The following is a 17064-nucleotide window of genomic DNA, read 5'->3' as shown; positions in this document are numbered from 1 at the left end:
GGTGCTGTGGCCCCTTCGTCGTCTACCGGACGCACCTCATGTGCGCCGCTTCTGCCCCCCGTGGTGCGTAGATCCGCTTCCGCTGCACGTCGTCCGCTCGGCTACGTCAACAGGAACGCACAGCCCTCCTCCATACGTTCCACTCTCCACTGAAAGATCACCCAGACGTTACCGAAGAGAGACTCGTCTTCGCAGCTCAGGGGGTGGTTTCACGCTCCGTTTCACACCGCCGTGGGGAGCGCTTTTGCGCCATCCGCGGTGACGCGGGTGGCGCCGAAGTAGTCGCGCGTGTCGATGGGATCGAACCGGATCACCGCACCTGTCCGCGGTGCGTCGATCATGTATCCGCCGCCGACGTAGATCCCCACGTGATGGATGGCCCGCGAGTCACTGGGATCGGTGGAGAAGAACACCAGGTCGCCCGGGAGCAGTTGATCCCGCGACGGATGCGGCCCGGCGTTGTACTGGTCGTTGGCGACGCGCGGCAACGTGATCCCGACCTTGGCGTACGCGGCCTGCGTCAGCCCCGAGCAGTCGAACCGCCCACCCTGCTCGGCAGTCCCCTCCCCACCCCACAGATACGGCGTCCCGAGCTTGCTCTGCGCGAACGTGATGGCTCCGGCGGCCTGTTGACTGGGGTCGATGCGGGTGACGGGGGCGGCGAAGCTCTGCGAGAGGCTGCGGATGCTCTTGACGTAGTCCTGCGTCTCGCTGATGGCCGGCACCCCGCCGGCCTTTATCACCCGGTACGCACCGGCGTTGTAGGCCGCGAGCATGTTGTCGGAGACGTCGCCCGGCACGCCCTTCACGTCCTTGGCCAACTGGCAGTCGTACGAAGCCGCCGAAGGGATCGCGTCACCCGGGTCCCAGACGTCGCGCTTGCCGTCGCCGTTGGCGTCGATGCCGTAGATGGCCCACGTGCCGGGGATGAACTGCGCGATGCCCTGCGCGTTGGCCGGGCTGACGGCGGTCGGATTCCAGCCACTCTCCTGGTACAGCTGGGCGGCGAGCAGCGCCGGGGTGAGCTGCGGGCAGAGGTTGCCCCACTTCTGCACGAGCCCCTGGTACGCGGCCGGTACGGCGCCCTTGGCCAGCGCCCGGCCTGCCGAGGCCATCCCTCCCGCGAGGTTCCCGGCGACGACGTAGACCCCGACCACGAGCAGCGCGACGAAGCTCATGCCGAGCCCGACGGCCGCCCCACCGAACACCCATACCTTCCGCACGGGTCAACTTTCCCCCATGCCCGAGCGGTTCAAGGCTCTTTTTGCGTGATGTGGCGTCATTTCGCGGTGCGGCGCCGACACATGATGCCGGTGCGGCGGTAGCCGGTTCCGTCGGTGTCGCCCGAGCCGAAGGGGGCACGTCGATCAGGTTCGCCGTGCGGGTGCCATGAAGATCAATCAGCTGTGGCGTCCTTGTACAGCTCCGCCGCCTCGCGCCCCAGGACCACGCTGTACGACACGTCGTCGGTCAGGCCGCCCTGTTCGTGGCCGCCGAGGATGCCGACGACCTGGTTGTCGCCGTTGACCCAGGGGCTGCCGCTGGTGCCGGCGGTGAAGGAGGGACAGTCGATGCGCTGCTGGGTCCTGCTGTGCGGGGTCGGCTTGTTGGTGCAGCTGATCGGCACCTCGCGGGAGTCCGGGTAACCGACGACGGTCACGGCGGTGGCGCCGGTGGCCGTACCGGACGTGAAGCGGTTGGCCCCGACCACGTCCTCCAGGTGCCGGCCGTTCGCGTTCTCGACGGTGGCGAAGGCGAGGTCGCTGTCCTCGTCCTGGTCCTTGGACCACCCGTCCGGCAGGTAGCGCTTGCCCACCTTCCACACCCCGTACGGTGCGTGTCCGTCCCGGTAGCCGGGCACGAAGAGCAGGTCGTTGTCAGCGCTGCTCACGCAGTGCGCCGCCGTGGCGATGAGGTCGCCGCCGGGGCTGTGCACGACCGAGGCCGTGCAGTAGTGGCCGCCCTTGAGATCATTGGCGTGATCCGCGCCGACGAGCACGCCGATCCGTGCGGTGTGCCGGTTCGCCGAGGCGTCGGCGGTGACCCCGAGGGGCCCCGACGCCTCATCCGCGGCCGCAACGGACGCCGAAGTCAGGGCGAGCATCACCACCGCGCCGAGCAGAGCGGGGCGCGAGGTGAGCGTGATGCGTGAGATGCGCTTCATCAGCCTCCACTCTGCCCCGCGATCATGAGAATCCCGCTGAGACTTAACTGAGATTTTCCTGTGAACCCTCCGGTTGGGCCCAGAGCCTCACCCATAGACGGGGAAATCACCCGTCGCGACATCGCCGTGCAGCGGCTCGGGCAACGGCACCGGCTCCCCGAACTTACCCGGCAGTACGTCCTGGTAGGCGCCGTTGTCAGGCCGGGTGTGCAGGGTCCAGGTGGCTGTGCGCGGGTCGATGACGAGCAGCACGGGTACGCGCGCGACGGCGTACCAGTCGGCCGTGTCGCGGATGTGGCGGGATTTCTCCGACTGGGAGATGACTTCGACGGCCAGCGCCGTGTCCCGGGGGTCGGCCAGCCACTCGTCGTCGTCCATCCACTCCCTGGGCAGGACGATCAGGTCGGGGGTCACGTAATCGTCGGGGTCTCCCGGCATGGCGATCGAGGAGACCTCGAAAGCGGCCAATGATTCCGGTAGCAGCCCATCGATCTGTCGACGGAGCAACCACACCACACCCGCGTGCTTGCCACGCGGAGTCGGGGACATCACGAGCTTTCCTCCCAGGACCTGCACCCGCAGACCCGTCGCTTCCTCGATCTTCTCCGCGACCTCGCGCAGGTTCCCCGGCCGGGGACGGGGGCCGTTCCACGTTCCGGACGACACGGACATGGCTCGCTGCCTCCGTCCTTCCGCCTTGCTGGCGTCTTCGGCCGCGCGAGCGGGTTCGGTGGGAGGTCCGACGTCCCGCTCGGCTTTGGAACCACGGTACTGGGCGGCCTCCTGTCCCGCCTCCACGTCACGCACAGTCACCGTCACCATGAGCACACACCTCCTCACGTTCCGATCGGGCACGATTACAGTAAGCCACGGCTCTGACAGTCCGCCCACAGCAGCTTCCCGCCCCTGGACGCACCCAGCTCCCGCAGCACGGAGACGCCCCAGGAGTCGGCACAGGCGCGTACGAGGTGCAGACCGCGCCCGTCTTCCGCGTCATCGTCCGGTACGGGCTCGGGTACGGCGTCGGCGGCGAAGCCAGGCGGGACCCGGGGATCGGTGTCCCAGACGGCCACCGTCACCCGACCTGGCTCCCTGCCGAGGAGCCGAAGCGCGTAGGGCCCCACGGTGTGCAGATGCGCGTTGGCGAGCAGCTCGGCGGCCACGAGTTCGGCCGTCGGGGTGAGCGGGGAGAGATCGTGCGCGGCGAGGACGGTACGGAGGGTTGCGCGGGCGATCCCCGGTGCGCGTGGATCGTGCGGGAGATGGAGGGTGTAGGTCCAGGGCTTGGATACGGTGGACATCGAAGTCTCCGTCCGGGCAAGGGGGTTGAGGTGCGGATGTTCGATTGCCCAGTGACCGTCGCCGCTCCGTCGAGCGGGGCACTTCTGGGCGGGGCCCGAGAGACAAGGTAGCGCCGCGCGTTAAAGTTCTTAGACGGTTCTCGTGAAAGAGCTGATTTGCCATCCATGTGGGTGACAAGGAGAGTGGGGCACCGGTGAGGAGCAACCCGACGGGGCGCCAACTCCGTTTGGGCGCCGAGCTGCGCAAACTCCGCGAGCGAGCCGGCCTGACGTCCACCCAGGCGAGTCAACTGCTCGGCGTGCAGCAGAACCAGATCAGCAACGTCGAGGCAGCCCGCGCGGGAGTGAGCCCGGAGCGCGTGCGCACACTGGCCTGCCACTACGACTGCTCCGACCACGACCTCGTCCAAGCCCTGTGCGACATGGCCGGTGACCGGTCACGCGGCTGGTGGGAGGAGTACCGCGCGGTCCTGCCCGCCGCGCTGCTGGACCTCGCCGAGCTGGAACACCACGCCACCCGCCTGCGCACCGCCGTGGTGATCCACGTGCCGGGGTTGTTCCAGACAGCCGAGTACGCCCGCGAGATCTTCCGCCAGGCGGTGCCCGAACTTCCGGCGCCCGACGTCGAGCACAGGGTGTCGTTCCGGGTGAAGCGGCAGACCGTGCTCTTCCGGGACCCGCCCACACCGCACCAGGTGATCGTCCACGAGGCCGCGCTCCGCATGAAGTTCGGCGGCTCCCAGGTGGCACGCGGTCAGCTCCGGTACCTCCTGGAGATGAGCGAGCGAACCGGCATCACGCTCCAGGTGCTGCCGTTCGGCTCGCTGGTCTTCCCGGGTTCCGGACAGGCGATCTACTACGCCGAAGGCGCGGTGCCCGAGCTGGACACGGTGAACCTCGACCAGTCGCACGGCCCCGTGTTCCTCGACGCCGAGGCCCAGTTGGCCAAGTACCGCGTACTGCTCGACCGGATGGAGGCGGCAGCCCTCGCCCCCGAAGAGTCACGGTCGTTCATCCACACCATGCTCAAAGACCTGTGAAGGAGCGCCCGGTGCCCGGACTCGCCTGGCAGAAGTCGTCGTACTGCCCGGAAGGCAATTCCTGCATCCACATAGCCGCCACCCCCGACACCATCCACCTCACCGAATCCGCCGACCCCACCGGAGCGGTCCTCACCACCACCCCGGCCGCCTTCGGCACCCTCATAGCCGCCCTCAAGAAGAAGCCGGTGCCCGTCGGTGAGGGCGCCCACGACGACGCCCCCTTCCGCCTCCGCTCCGCGGACACCGTCGTCACGACCACCCGCCACAAGTGGAACGCCTTCGTACTCGGGGTCCAGGCAGGCGAGTTCGACCACTTCGCGGTCACGCGCTGAGCGCCTGTCACCGCCGCTGAGCCTGTGCGCCGTCAGGCCACCGGCTTCAGCCCCCACGCCACCCCCGTCATCTCCTCCGACAGCGTCCACAGCCGCCGCGCCGCCGCCGGGTCGCTCGCCGCCGCGCTGCGGCCGACCAGGGTCGGGGCGCCGCGCATCTCGCCGAGGCCGTCCGGGCCGACGTACGCCGCGCCGGGCAGGTCCTGGCTCGCGGCGAACAACGTGGGCAGGGCGCCGGCCCGGTCGCTCTGAGCGAACACCTTGTTGCCGACCGCCATGACTCCCCTCATGAGGGCACTCCCGTGGTGGCTCTGCAGGTTGGTGGCGGCGTAGCCGGGGTGGGCGGACAGGGCCCGCACCGGGGAGCCGGCCTCGGTGAGGCGGCGCTGGAGTTCCAGGGTGAACAGGAGGTTCGCGAGCTTGGACTGGGCGTAGGCGCGGGTCGGGGTGTAGCGGCCGCGCAGGTTCACGTCCTCGAAGCTGATCACCCCGTCACCCCCGCGGTGCAGACCGGAGGAGACCGTGACCACGCGGTCGGTCACGTACGGCAGCAGCAGATTGGTCAGCGCGAAGTGCCCGAGGTGGTTCGTGCCGAACTGCATCTCGAAGCCCTGCTCGGTGCGCTGCTCGGGCAGCATCATCACGCCCGCGTTGTTGATCAGCAGGTCCAGCGGGCGGTCCCACCCGGCCGCGAACTCGCGCACCGAGTCCAGGTCGGCCAGGTCCAGCCGGCGCACCTCCGTGCTGCCGCTCACCTGCGCCGCGGCGGCGCCGCCGCGCTGGAGGTCGCGGACGGCGAACACCACATGCGCACCGGCGCGGGCGAGCGCCGTGGCGGTGGCGAGGCCGAGGCCGCTGTTGGCACCGGTGATCACGGCCGTACGGCCGCTGAAGTCGGGGAGGTCGGTCACGTTCCACTTCTGAGTAGCCATACCCCGAATGTAGGCATCAGCAACAAAGCTGTCAATGACAACATCCCGTTACCATGGTGGGCATGCCGCGCCTGTCCTCCTCGCCCTCCCACCGCCCCTACCACCACGGAGACCTGCGCGCCGCCCTGCTCAAGAGCGCCGAGCGCACCCTGCGCGAGAAGGGCGTCGGCGCGCTCTCGCTGCGCGAGCTGGCCCGTGACATCGGCGTGAGTCACGCCGCCCCGGGCCGGCACTTCAAGGACAAGCAGGCTCTGCTCGACGCCCTCGCGCTGGACGGGTACGAGCGGCTGAACCGGGCCCTGGACTCCGCCGTCGAGGGCCCCGGTCTCGCCTTCGAGGAGCGGATGACGGCGCTCGCCCGCGCCTACCTCGGCTTCGCCGTCGAGAACCCCGAACTGCTGGAGCTGATGTTCGCCCGCAAGCACGACCCGGCGAGCCCCGACCGGCTCGCCACTGCCGTCGACCACTCCCTCGGCTCCATCACGCGGATGATCGCGGAGGCCCAGGAGCAAGGGGAGATCGTCGCGGGCGACCCCGAGCGGATCACCATGATCGCCGCCGCGAACCTGCATGGCCTGGCCGCCCTCATCGCCGCGTGCGCGCTCGACGCCGAGGAGGCCATGACGGGCCTGGACGAACACGTCCATCTGCTGCTGAACGGACTCCGGCCGCGGTAACCCGCGCCTGCGGCCCGTCGGTTACGCGCGTAGCCGCACCTTTCGGCCAACGGCTGCGCCCGCCCTGTGCCCCGGGTCAAGCCACACCCAGCACAGAGCCAGCACACGGCCATTGATCAGTAAGCCTCCGCCCGACTTCAGTAACGCGGAAGTCAGAAATCCCAGACCCGCCTTGTTGTCGCGTACTCAACAAGCAAGGGTCGACCCTGGGCCGCCGCCCCCATCGGTCACCCACCGGTGGACCCCCACACCCGCAGGCCTCTGTCACCCACTAGCAGGAGGCTGTACCTTGCGTACGTCCACCCTCAACTCCCCACACATACGTGGTAGATGGCGCCGCCTCGGCACCGCGGCCGCGGCCACCGCCGCGCTCGCCCTCGCCGGCTTCGGCACCGCGGCCCACGCGAGCGCCGCCACCGCCGCCGCCCACACGGCGGGCACCAAGGTGAGCGCCCAGGCCGTCGCCAGGCAGGTCGCCAAGGCCCACGTGCGCTACGAGAAGGCCTGCGCCGCGACCCCGAAGAAGGGCTTCGCCGCCTGCAACGCGCTCCGCGTCACCGGCGGCACCACCGCCTTCATGGAGAAGCAGGCGGCCCTGAAGGGCATCGCGCCCAAGACCATCAAGCCGAGCGCCTCCTCCGACTCCCCCACCGGATACGGCCCCTCGGACCTCCAGTCGGCCTACGGCCTGACCTCCGCCGCCTCCGCCAACGGCTCCGGCGAGACCGTCGCCATCGTCGACGCCTACGACGACCCGAACGCGGCGGCCGACCTCGCCACGTACCGCTCGTACTACGGCCTGCCGTCCTGCACCACGTCCAACGGCTGCTTCAAGAAGGTCAGCCAGACCGGCTCCACCACCTCGCTCCCCACCGCCGACAGCGGCTGGGCCGGTGAGGAGTCCCTCGACCTCGACATGGTCAGCGCGGTCTGCCCGAACTGCAACATCCTGCTCGTCGAGGCCAAGTCGGCATCCGACGCCAACCTCGGCACCGCGGTGAACGAGGCCGTCAAGCTCGGCGCCAAGTTCGTCTCCAACAGCTACGGCGGCGCGGAGTCCTCCTCCGACACGACGTACGACTCCTCGTACTACAACCACCCGGGCGTCGCCATCACCGCGAGCGCGGGCGACAGCGCCTACGGCGCCGAGTACCCGGCCGCCTCCCAGTACGTCACCGCCGTCGGCGGCACCGCCCTGTCGGCGGACTCCAGCAGCCGCGGCTGGAGCGAGTCCGTCTGGAGCACCTCCAGCACCGAGGGCACCGGCTCCGGCTGCTCGGCCAACGACCCCAAGCCCAGCTGGCAGACCGACAGCGGCTGCTCCACCCGCATGATCGCCGACGTGTCCGCCGTGGCCGACCCCGCCACCGGCGTCTCGGTCTACGACACCTACCAGGCGAGCGGCTGGAACACCTACGGCGGCACCAGCGCCTCCTCGCCGATCATCGCCTCCGTCTACGCGCTGGCCGGCACCCCGGGCAGCGGCGACTACCCGGCCCAGTACCCGTACAACGCGGCCGGCACCTCCGCCCTCAACGACGTGACGAGCGGCAGCAACGGCACCTGCGACACGGACTACTTCTGCACCGCCGGGCCCGGCTACGACGGTCCGACCGGCTGGGGCACCCCCGAGGGCACCAGCGCCTTCAGCGCGGGCTGAGCACCACCCGCAGGAGTTGACCACCCCGTCGGGTCACGGGGAGCCGCCAGTTTGAGGGGGACGTGGGGTCCCTTCGGCGGCACGGAAAGGAAAACGGGTCACGGCAGCCGGCCGCGGCCCGTTTTCCCTGTCCAGCGCCGGCTCGCCCGTCATCGCCTCCGTGTACGCCCCGAGGCTGGGCACTCCCGAGGGCACGGCCGCCTTCACCGGCTGACCGCACCACCGCTTCGCACGTCACAGGTCCCGACGGCACCCGGCCGCCGGGACCTTGGCCATTTCCCGCCCGTCCCTCATGAGAACATCGTCCCGAAGCCTCACCCGACCGGCCGTCAGAAACCGTGCCAGGTCGTGAAGAGGGACAACGACAGAACCACACGACAGGTTCCGGTCGGACCTCGTTGCCCGGGGTGACCTGCCGTGATACACAGAGTGACCGTACGCGCGATGCGTACGAAACCCGCCAGTCAATGACGTCAAGTCGACATACGTGGGCGCCGATGTCGGCGACAATGAGGTCTGACCTCTGCACCCCGCAGGGGGCCAACGGAACTACCCAACAGGGGCGGTGACTTACATGCTTCTCGCGGCCGGCAAGGGTGACATCAACACCATCATCGGCGGGATCGCTCCGGACTGGGGCCCCTTCGGCAGCCTGGGCAACGAGGCGAAGGTGATGATCGAGGTGGTGATGGCGGTGGCCATCCTCCTGTGCCTCGGCATCGCGGTCTGGGGCGCGGCCAAACAGCGCATCGGCGCCACGGCCCTGCGCGACACCTTCAGCGCGGAACAGGGCAAGGGCCTCATCATCGCCGGCCTCACCGGAGTCTTCATCATCGGCTCCCTCGGCACCCTGTTCACGATCGTGTACGGCATGGCGGTCTAGCCCCACGGCCCGCCGTCGCTCCGTCCCCGCCGTCTCCACCCGTCCGTCGTGCCCACCGGCTGAGGTTGCGTTTCCCTGATGTCGAGTCACCACACCGCGCCCGCGCGGGAACCAGCACGGCTACCGTCGTATGTCTACGAGGGTGAGGGGGCGTACACGGCATGAGTCCCGGAGACGAAGGGTCCTACCCGGACTACGACGGCCCCACGGGCCAAACCCGCACCCGCCTCCCCGAGAACGACCCCTACGGCGGCGCCCCCCGCCGCCCCACCCGCTCCTCCTCCCGCAGCCTGGTGACCGTCGTGGGCGTGGTGGTCCTGCTGATCGCAGCGATCGCGTTCGCCAACCGGGGGGACCATTCGTCTGCCGACAGCGCGTCCGGAAAGGGCGGCAAGCCGGCGACGTCTCCGACTGCGGCCAGCGGAACGGAACCGGTGCAGACCAAGTCCAGCGGAGTCCCCACGGGATTCGCCCACACCGAGCAGGGCGCCCAGTCGGCGGCCTCGAACTACGCCGTGGCGCTGGGCTCGACAGGCATGTTCAACAGGGACAGCCGCCACAGACTGCTCAGCCTGCTCTACACCTCCCAGGCGGTCGACCGGCTCCAGAACGCGATGGACCAGGCCTATTCGGCCGACTTCCTCGCCAAGATGGGCCTCGACGCGGCGGGCAACCCGCCCCGGGGCAGCACGTTCGTCTCCCGGATCGTCCCGGTCGGCGCGACGGTGCTGAACTACACGGACAACGGCGCCCGGGTCGCGATCTGGTACGTGGGACTCATCGGCATGGCCGGCAGCTCATCGACCGACCCCGTCACCTCGTCCTGGAAGACGTGGACGTTCGACCTGCAATGGACCGGCGGCGACTGGAAGATCGCCTCCGACAGCCAGAAGGACGGTCCGGCCCCGGTCCCCGGTGACGACAAGGCCGCCACCTCCGACGAGATCAGCAAGGCCATCGAACAGTACGGAGGGTTCACGTATGCCCGGTAGCCCGCAACGTGCGCTGAAACTCGCCGGCATCGTGGCAGCCGTGCAGACCACGGCAGTGCTGCTGGCCACGCGCGCCGTCGCCGCACCGTCGCCCACGCCGTCGGGCAGCCCGTCGCCCTCGCCGTCGGGCAAGTACAACTGCGGCGTCATCTCCGGCGAGGCCAAAAAGTACTGCGAACGCGGCAACACCTCCAGCGGATCCGGTGGTCCCGTCACCCCCGACACCTCCACCCAGGACCCCCTCTCCTCCCTCGCCAAGGGCTGTGCCGAAGCCGCCTCCTGGACCATCGACAAGCTCAGCAAGGCCGTCAAGAACACCGCCAACGTCGACTTCACCAACGAGAAGTTCCTTCAGCAGTACGCCGTCGTCTTCGCCGCCTCCACGATCCTCACGCTCCTGCTGTGGCTCCTGGCCGTCGCCAAGCGCGCCGTCCGCGGCGTCGCGCTGACCACCGCCATCTCCGAGGCCGTCGGCTTCCTCTGGCTCACCGTCCTCGCCTCCGCCTTCACCCCCCTGATCCTCTACACCGTCGTCTCCGCGACCGACGGCGTCAGCGCCGTCCTCGCGAAGACCACCGGCAACCAGGCCGACGTCTTCTTCGGCACCTTCTCCGGCGCCCTCGGCAAGGGCACCGACATCGGCGGCGGACCGATCATGCTGATCGTCGTCTCCCTGGTCAGCATCCTCGCCGCCGGCGTCCTCTGGCTGGAGCTCGTCATCCGCGCCGCCCTCCTCTACGTCGGCGCCCTCCTCGGCACCGTCGTCTACGCCGGACTGGTCGACAAGAACCTGTGGGGGCACGTCCGGCGCTGGGCGGGGATCATGATCGCGGTCATCCTCGTCAAACCGGTGATCGTGATCGTCCTCGGGCTCGCCGGGGCCCTGTCCTCCGGCAACGGCCCCGACTCCTTCTCCGCCGTCGTCTCCGGCCTCGCCATCATCCTGCTCGCCATCTTCGCCAGCGCGATGATCTACCGCTTCGTCCCCGGCTTCGGCGACGAGATCGCGAACGGCCGCAACAACCGCATCATGCAGGGCGCCGAGAGCAAGGCCGCCGCCGTCATCAGCTCCCCCGCCACCCTCGTCGCCCAGGGCATCAAGACGCACAGCTCCCGCGCCGACAACAACGGCGGCGCGGGCGGCACCGGCAGCAGCACCCCCCGCCCGGCCAACCCCGCCACCGGCGGCGTCGCCGCGCACAGCAGCCGTACCCCCTCCTCAGGCGGCGGAGCAGTCCCCTCCGCCACGCCCGCGCCCCGCGCGCCCAGCCCGGCCAGCACCCCGCACGCCAGCAACGCCCGCAACAACCGTTCAGGAGGTGAAGGGCGTTGACGACCGAGTCCCACCTGTCCCATCCGGTCACGCCCCGCCGTACGTATCTCATCGGCCGCGCCCGGCCCAACGCGATCGTCGGCAAGAACCGTGAGTCCGGCGAGATCGCGCTCATCGTCGCGGGCGCGTTCCTCGGCATGATGTGCGGCCTCCTCGTCCCGGTCCTCTCCCTGCGGATCGTGCTGCTCACGGGCTTCCCGCTGATCGCGCTCGCCGCGGTCTACGTGCCGTACAAGCGCCGCACGTTCTACAAGTGGTTCGAGATCAACCGCAGCTACAAACGCACCGTCAAGAACGGCGCCGTCTACCGCTCCACCGCCATGGAGGCCGGCACCACCATCGGCGGACGCGAGGTGGAGGTCGGGCCGCCCCCCGGCATCGGGCGGATCACCTGGCTGGCCGCGCCCTTCGGCCCCGACGAGATCGCCGTACTGCTGCACGCCGACCGCAAGACCGTCACCGCCGCCATCGAGATCGAGGGCCCCGGCGTCGGCCTGCGCGACTCGGAGGACCAGGAGGCCCTGGTCGACCGCTTCGGCACCCTGCTGAAGCATGTCGCCAACGGCGACGGCTTCGTGACCCGGCTGCAGATGCTCGCCCGGACCCTGCCCGCCGACCCCGACGCCCACGCCAAGGACGTCGCCCTGCGCGGCGACGACCGCGCCCCGGACTGGCTCTCGCGCTCCTACGACCAGCTCCAGTCCATGGTGTCCACCAGCAGCGAGCAGCACCGCGCCTACCTCGTCGCCTGCATGCACTTCACCCGCGAACTGGCCGCCGAGGCCCAGGCCATGGCCAAGGCCGCCCGCCCGCAGTCCGGCCGCAGGCTCGACCGCGACGCCGGACTCGCCGTCGTCATGGCCCGCGAGCTGACCGACATCTGCTCGCGCCTCCAGGAGGCCGACATCCGCGTCCGCCAGCCGCTCGGTCAGGGGCGGCTGGCCTCCCTCATCCACTCCATGTACGACCCCGACCACCCCATCGACCACATCCAGGCGATGACCCAGCGCAACGCCTGGCCGGCCGAGCTGGACGCCATGGAGCCCACCTACCTCCAGGCCAAGACCCGCGAGTCCAACACCCGCGCCCCCTGGTGCCACGCCACCGCCTGGGTGAAGGAGTGGCCGATGACCCCGGTGGGCGTGAACTTCCTCGCCCCCCTCCTCGTCCACACCCCCGACGTCATCCGCACCGTCGCCGTCACGATGGACCTCGAACCCACCGAGATCGCCATCGAGCGCATGCTGACCGAGAAGACCAACGACGAGGCCGAGGCGTCCCGCGCCGCCAAGATGAACCGGACCGTCGACCCCCGGGACATCGCCGCCCACAACCGCCTCGACCAGCGCGGCGAGGACCTCGCCAGCGGCGCCGCCGGCGTCAACCTGGTCGGCTACATCACCGTCTCCGCCCGCACCCCCGACTCCCTCGCCCGCGACAAGCGCACGATAAGGGCCTCCGCCGGCAAGTCGTACCTCAAGCTGGAGTGGTGCGACCGAGAGCACCACCGCGCCTTCGTGAACACACTTCCCTTCGCCACCGGCATCCGACGGTAGGGGCTGATTCACCGATGCGGGATCCGCTGTCCGTCCTCACCGACGCCTTCACGTCCTTCCTCTTCGGAAAGGTCGAGACGACCCGTCTCCCGGTCCGCACCTCCACGGGCCAGGCCCAGGCCGTCTACCTGCCCACGGCCGCCCCCGGCCTCGGCGACTCCGGCGTCATCATCGGCCGCGAGGTCTACTCCGGGAAGGGCTACATCTACGACCCCTTCCAGCTCTACGGCCAGCAGCTCCCGGCCCCCCACTGGCTCGTCCTCGGCGAGTCCGGCAACGGCAAGTCGGCCCTGGAGAAGACGTACGTCCTACGGCAGCTACGCTTCAAGGACCGCCAGGTCGTCGTCCTGGACGCCCAGGGCGAGGACGGCGTCGGCGAATGGAACCTCATCGCGGAAGAGCTGGGGATAACCCCCATCCGGCTCGACCCGACGGCGGCCCTGGACCACGGAATCCGCCTGAATCCGCTGGACCCCTCGATCACGACGACGGGCCAGCTGGCCCTGCTCCGCACGATCATCGAGGTCGCGATGGGCCACGGCCTGGACGAACGCTCCGGCTTCGCCCTGAAGGTCGCGCACTCCTACGTCAACGAGTCGATCGTGGACCGCCAGCCGGTCCTCACCGACATCGTGGAGCAGCTACGGCACCCCGAGCCGGAGTCGGCCGAGGCGATGAACGTCGCCATAGACGACGTACGCGCCTGGGGCCTGGACGTCGCCCTGGTGCTGGACCGCCTGGTCGACGGCGACCTGCGCGGCATGTTCGACGGCCCGACCACGGTCGGCATCGACCTCGACGCGCCCCTCATCGTCTTCGACCTGTCCCACATCGACCGCAACTCCATCGCCATGCCCATCCTCATGGCGATCGTCGGCGTGTGGCTGGAGCACACCTGGATCCGCCCCGACCGGAAGAAGCGCATCTTCCTGGTCGAAGAGGCCTGGCACATCATCAACAGCCCCTTCGTGGCCCAGCTGTTCCAGCGCCTGCTGAAGTTCGGCCGGCGTCTCGGCCTGTCGTTCGTCGCCGTCGTCCACCACCTGTCCGACGTGGTCGACGGAGCGGCGGCGAAGGAAGCGGCCGCCATCCTGAAGATGGCGTCGACGAGGACGATCTACGCCCAGAAGGCCGACGAGGCGAGGGCGACGGGCCGCGTCCTCGGCCTGCCCCGCTGGGCGGTGGAGATCATCCCCACCCTCACACCCGGCATCGCGGTCTGGGACGTCAACGGCAACGTCCAGGTGGTCAAACACCTCGTCACCGAGACGGAACGCCCGCTGGTCTTCACCGACCGCGCGATGACCGAGTCCTCCAGCGACCTCGCCGCCGACGAGGCGCTGCGCGCCGCCGAACTGGAGGCCGAACAGCGGGCGGCGGCCTTCGTGGAACAGCACCTGGGCGACTCCGAGTCGACGGTGGCGTAGCGGCACGTACGGTGGCGCAGAGACGCGTAGAGGAAGGGCACAGGCGTTGAGACCGGACGACCGCCGCACCGACCGGCGGGAGGGCCAGGGCGGCATCCCCGACGGCCTCCTGATCGGCATCCTCGCGTTCCTCCTCGGCATGACCCTGCTGGTGTGGACGGCCACCGGCCTGGCCGCGCTCTTCACCAGGGGCGCCTGGCCCACAGGCGTCACCTTCACCCACACCCCCCTGGCCATGCGCCACCTCATCGGTCGACCCCACGACCTCACCGGCGCCTGGCCGGACACCCCGGCGAGCCAGCTGTCCGGCTGGGGCCTGTTCTGGGGCCTGTTCATAGGCCAGCTGATGGCCCTGTTCGTCGCCACGGTGTTCGTCATGGGGACGGTGGCGAGATGGCGGGCGGGAAGGGCGCGGCGGAAGGCGGAAGCACACCAGGAACCGCGCCACGAGGAACCGCGCCGCGAGGTGCATGAGGTGCATGAGGTGCAGGCGGTTCACGAGGTGCAGGCGATTCACGAGGTACCGGAGCCACGCAGGGAACCCCAGCCGCAGCCCCAGCCGCAGCCGACGGAAACCCGGCAGGAGCCGGTGCCTGAAGCGCCGCTGCCCAGCCGCACCGCGGGCGCGGTGCTCTGCGCACCACCCGCGTCCCGCCGTACGGCCGCGGTCGACGCCGTACGCGAAGCGGAAGGCGCCGCCCTCGTCGTCACCTCGAACCCCGCCCTGTGGACGGAGACCAAGGACGCGAGGGCCAAACTGGGCCCCACCCTCCTCTACGACCCCGCGCACCTCTGCGACACCCCGGCCCGCCTCCACTGGTCCCCCACGGCCGGCTGCGAGGACAAGCCGACGGCGCTGAGCAGGGCGACGGCGCTCCTCGCCCCGGTCCAGCCCACGGCCAAGATCGACCAAACGGTCACGGACACGGCGACCACGCTCCTGCGCAGCTACCTCCACGCCGCCGCCCTGGAATCCCGCACCGTCCGCCACGTCCACCGCTGGGCCCAGGGCACCCAGATCCAGGACGCCGTGCGCACGCTCCGCACCCACCCCAAGGCCGCGGCCGGCGCCGCCGGCGAACTCGAGGCCGCCCTCACCGCACACCCCGAACGCCGGGACATCGCCCAGGAGTTGGTCACCCGCGCCCTCGCCGCCCTCTCCACGGTCAACATCCGCGAGGCCTGCACTCCCAACCGAACTGATGCGCTCGCCTTGGATTCCTTTGTCCACGAAGGGGGCACGCTTTATGTGGTCGGTGAATCCATCGAGGACCCCAGAAGCAACCCCGGCGCGATGCCGCTCCTGACGGCCCTCGTCTCAAGCGTGGTCGAGCACGGCCGGCGCATGGCCGAACGGTCATCCTCCGGTCGGCTCGACCCACCACTCACCCTGGTCCTGGAGGACATCGCGGCCGTCGCGCCGCTGCCCCAACTCCCGGACCTGCTCACCACCGGCACCAACCGGGGCATGCCCACCCTCGCCCTGCTCCGCTCCCGTGAGCAGGTCCGCTCCCGCTGGCCACACCAGGAACTGCCGGTCCAGGAACTGCCGGTCTAGTACGGCCGCCCCAGCACGAATTCCAGCTCGTCCTGTTCCTCGTCCTTGCCCAACGGCACGGTCACCCCGCTCGGTACGAACCCCGCCTTGCGGTACGCCCCTTGCGCCCGCGCGTTCTTCTCGTGCACCAGCAGCCGCACCCGCTCGGCACCACGCTCCCACGCCCACGCCGCACCGGCGTCGAGCAAGGCCTTGATCAGCCCGTTCCCACGGTGCTCGGGCCGGACGTACACCCCGACGACATGCCCCTGACGCCGCTCGACCGGCATCCCGGCCCAGTCCTTCGTCCCGGCCTCCTCGATGAGCACGGTCACCGAGCCGGCCCACACCCCGTCGGGCGCCTCGGCCACGAACTGCCGGGCCGCCGCGGACCCCTCACCCGATCCCTCGGCCCGGTCCTGCCAGAAGGCGTCCGCCCTGGCCACGGCCTCCTCGTACGTCTCCAGAAAGGCGAGCCCCGCCATCGGATCCCGCAACGCATCAAGCCGCAGCCGCTTCACGAGGGGCCAGTCGTCGGGTCGTATCGCACGGATGACGTAGTCATGGTTGCCGCTCATGGAGTCACCGTAGTTCGGCCCACTGTCAGTGGCATCTCATATTGTGGCCACCATGACAACACTCCCTGAACGCCCGCGCACCGCCCTGCTGGTCATCGATGTGCAGAACGGCGTGATGGCCGGCTCCCCCCGCCGCGACGACGTCATCGCCAACATCAACACCCTCATCGGCAAGGCCCGCGCGGCCGACGTTCCGGTGATCTGGGTGCAGCACTCCGACGACGAACTGAAGGAGGGCAGCGAGAACTGGCAGTACGTCACGGAGCTCGTCCGGCAGGACAGCGAACCCCTCGTGGCCAAGAACTGGATGGACTCCTTCGAGGACACCGAGCTGGAGGCCGTGCTGGCGGAGCGCAAGGTGGGCCGGCTCGTCGTCACGGGCGCACAGACCGACGCGTGCATCCGCTCCACCCTGCACGGCGCCATCGTCCGTGGCTACGACGCGACACTGGTCGCCGACGCCCACACCACGAAGGACTTCTCCCCGTACGGCGCCCCCGCCCCGGAGCAGGTCATCGCCCACACCAACCTCTATTGGAAGTGGCACAGCGCCCCCGGCCGCGCAGGCGGCACGGTGAACACAGCCGAAGTGACCTTCTGAAAGGCTTCCGGGCAAATATCTCCGGAAATGCAGAAAGGCCCACACCTT

General features: G+C 69.8%; 17 protein-coding genes. 11 read left to right on the top strand and 6 right to left on the bottom strand.

Annotated features, from left to right (window positions below; translation table 11 throughout):
- Window positions 1-221 precede the first annotated feature (221 nt).
- From BIV23_RS11685 to BIV23_RS11670, 4 genes are all read right to left on the bottom strand, one after another.
- The gene (locus BIV23_RS11685; protein ID WP_079173104.1) at window positions 222-1178 is read right to left on the bottom strand and encodes a C40 family peptidase; all 957 of its coding nucleotides are present in this window, start codon (window positions 1176-1178) and stop codon (window positions 222-224) included.
- A 218-nt stretch (window positions 1179-1396) separates the two neighbouring features.
- Window positions 1397-2164: a trypsin-like serine peptidase gene (locus BIV23_RS11680; RefSeq protein WP_071380731.1), complete on the bottom strand. Its 768-nt coding sequence runs from the start codon at window positions 2162-2164 to the stop codon at window positions 1397-1399.
- Window positions 2165-2251: 87 nt separating this feature from the next.
- Complete coding sequence (locus BIV23_RS11675; protein WP_071380810.1) at window positions 2252-2836, bottom strand: Uma2 family endonuclease; 585 nt, start codon at window positions 2834-2836, stop codon at window positions 2252-2254.
- Window positions 2837-3021: 185 nt separating this feature from the next.
- Window positions 3022-3465 (bottom strand): ATP-binding protein, encoded by a 444-nt coding sequence (locus BIV23_RS11670; protein WP_071380730.1) that lies wholly within the window; start codon window positions 3463-3465, stop codon window positions 3022-3024.
- Window positions 3466-3659: 194 nt separating this feature from the next.
- Between BIV23_RS11670 and BIV23_RS11665 the strand changes: the two genes are divergently transcribed.
- Both BIV23_RS11665 and BIV23_RS11660 read left to right on the top strand, forming a co-directional pair.
- Window positions 3660-4505: a helix-turn-helix domain-containing protein gene (locus BIV23_RS11665; RefSeq protein ID WP_071380729.1), complete on the top strand. Its 846-nt coding sequence runs from the start codon at window positions 3660-3662 to the stop codon at window positions 4503-4505.
- A gap of 11 nt (window positions 4506-4516) precedes the next feature.
- Complete coding sequence (locus BIV23_RS11660; protein ID WP_071380728.1) at window positions 4517-4840, top strand: DUF397 domain-containing protein; 324 nt, start codon at window positions 4517-4519, stop codon at window positions 4838-4840.
- A 32-nt stretch (window positions 4841-4872) separates the two neighbouring features.
- On the opposite strand, the gene BIV23_RS11655 is transcribed toward BIV23_RS11660, so the two are convergent.
- A complete protein-coding gene (locus BIV23_RS11655; protein ID WP_071380727.1) occupies window positions 4873-5772 on the bottom strand; it encodes an oxidoreductase in 900 nt (299 codons plus the stop codon).
- Between the two features lie 53 nt (window positions 5773-5825).
- On the opposite strand from BIV23_RS11655, the gene BIV23_RS11650 reads away from it, so the two are divergent.
- The 8 genes from BIV23_RS11650 (at window position 5826) to BIV23_RS11615 (ending at window position 15858) form a co-directional block, all read left to right on the top strand.
- On the top strand, window positions 5826-6449 hold the full coding sequence (locus BIV23_RS11650; protein ID WP_425443478.1) for a TetR/AcrR family transcriptional regulator: 624 nt from the start codon (window positions 5826-5828) through the stop codon (window positions 6447-6449).
- 289 nt (window positions 6450-6738) lie between these two features.
- Complete coding sequence (locus BIV23_RS11645) at window positions 6739-8109, top strand: S53 family peptidase (protein WP_071380726.1); 1371 nt, start codon at window positions 6739-6741, stop codon at window positions 8107-8109.
- Between the two features lie 574 nt (window positions 8110-8683).
- Window positions 8684-8992: a hypothetical protein gene (locus tag BIV23_RS11640; RefSeq protein WP_071380725.1), complete on the top strand. Its 309-nt coding sequence runs from the start codon at window positions 8684-8686 to the stop codon at window positions 8990-8992.
- Between the two features lie 161 nt (window positions 8993-9153).
- The gene (locus BIV23_RS11635) at window positions 9154-9984 is read left to right on the top strand and encodes a DUF8175 domain-containg protein (RefSeq protein ID WP_071380724.1); all 831 of its coding nucleotides are present in this window, start codon (window positions 9154-9156) and stop codon (window positions 9982-9984) included.
- Window positions 9974-11317 carry a hypothetical protein gene (locus tag BIV23_RS11630; protein ID WP_071380723.1) on the top strand — a complete coding sequence of 448 codons (1344 nt, stop codon included), beginning with the start codon at window positions 9974-9976 and terminating at the stop codon, window positions 11315-11317. The genes BIV23_RS11635 and BIV23_RS11630 overlap by 11 nt, the downstream gene beginning before the upstream one ends.
- Window positions 11314-12873: an SCO6880 family protein gene (locus BIV23_RS11625; protein WP_071380722.1), complete on the top strand. Its 1560-nt coding sequence runs from the start codon at window positions 11314-11316 to the stop codon at window positions 12871-12873. The genes BIV23_RS11630 and BIV23_RS11625 overlap by 4 nt, the downstream gene beginning before the upstream one ends.
- A 14-nt stretch (window positions 12874-12887) precedes the next feature.
- The gene (locus BIV23_RS11620) at window positions 12888-14300 is read left to right on the top strand and encodes an ATP-binding protein (protein ID WP_071380721.1); all 1413 of its coding nucleotides are present in this window, start codon (window positions 12888-12890) and stop codon (window positions 14298-14300) included.
- A 46-nt stretch (window positions 14301-14346) separates the two neighbouring features.
- A complete protein-coding gene (locus tag BIV23_RS11615) occupies window positions 14347-15858 on the top strand; it encodes a type IV secretory system conjugative DNA transfer family protein (protein WP_071380720.1) in 1512 nt (503 codons plus the stop codon).
- Here BIV23_RS11615 and BIV23_RS11610 read toward each other — a convergent pair.
- Complete coding sequence (locus BIV23_RS11610; protein WP_079173092.1) at window positions 15855-16415, bottom strand: GNAT family N-acetyltransferase; 561 nt, start codon at window positions 16413-16415, stop codon at window positions 15855-15857. The genes BIV23_RS11615 and BIV23_RS11610 overlap by 4 nt on opposite strands.
- A gap of 52 nt (window positions 16416-16467) precedes the next feature.
- Here BIV23_RS11610 and BIV23_RS11605 point away from each other — a divergent pair, with 52 nt between their 5' ends.
- Window positions 16468-17016, top strand: a complete 549-nt coding sequence (locus BIV23_RS11605; protein ID WP_071380719.1) for a cysteine hydrolase family protein — start codon at window positions 16468-16470, stop codon at window positions 17014-17016.
- Window positions 17017-17064 lie beyond the last annotated feature (48 nt).

Origin of the sequence: Streptomyces monashensis (assembly GCF_001866665.1) — a bacterium.
GTDB classification, from domain to species: domain Bacteria; phylum Actinomycetota; class Actinomycetes; order Streptomycetales; family Streptomycetaceae; genus Streptomyces; species Streptomyces monashensis.
The sequence above is the reverse complement of the archived record's forward strand: the minus strand, read 5'-3'. Positions and strand labels throughout refer to the sequence as shown.

Coding starts and splice junctions, on each gene's coding strand:
- BIV23_RS11685 (WP_079173104.1), bottom strand. CDS start 1,178: ATGAGCTTCGTCGCGCTGCTCGTGGTCGGGGTCTACGTCGTCGCCGGG.
- BIV23_RS11680 (WP_071380731.1), bottom strand. CDS start 2,164: ATGAAGCGCATCTCACGCATCACGCTCACCTCGCGCCCCGCTCTGCTC.
- BIV23_RS11675 (WP_071380810.1), bottom strand. CDS start 2,836: ATGTCCGTGTCGTCCGGAACGTGGAACGGCCCCCGTCCCCGGCCGGGG.
- BIV23_RS11670 (WP_071380730.1), bottom strand. CDS start 3,465: ATGTCCACCGTATCCAAGCCCTGGACCTACACCCTCCATCTCCCGCAC.
- BIV23_RS11655 (WP_071380727.1), bottom strand. CDS start 5,772: ATGGCTACTCAGAAGTGGAACGTGACCGACCTCCCCGACTTCAGCGGC.
- BIV23_RS11650 (WP_425443478.1), top strand. CDS start 5,826: ATGGTGGGCATGCCGCGCCTGTCCTCCTCGCCCTCCCACCGCCCCTAC.
- BIV23_RS11640 (WP_071380725.1), top strand. CDS start 8,684: ATGCTTCTCGCGGCCGGCAAGGGTGACATCAACACCATCATCGGCGGG.
- BIV23_RS11635 (WP_071380724.1), top strand. CDS start 9,154: ATGAGTCCCGGAGACGAAGGGTCCTACCCGGACTACGACGGCCCCACG.
- BIV23_RS11630 (WP_071380723.1), top strand. CDS start 9,974: ATGCCCGGTAGCCCGCAACGTGCGCTGAAACTCGCCGGCATCGTGGCA.
- BIV23_RS11620 (WP_071380721.1), top strand. CDS start 12,888: ATGCGGGATCCGCTGTCCGTCCTCACCGACGCCTTCACGTCCTTCCTC.
- BIV23_RS11610 (WP_079173092.1), bottom strand. CDS start 16,415: ATGAGCGGCAACCATGACTACGTCATCCGTGCGATACGACCCGACGAC.
- BIV23_RS11605 (WP_071380719.1), top strand. CDS start 16,468: ATGACAACACTCCCTGAACGCCCGCGCACCGCCCTGCTGGTCATCGAT.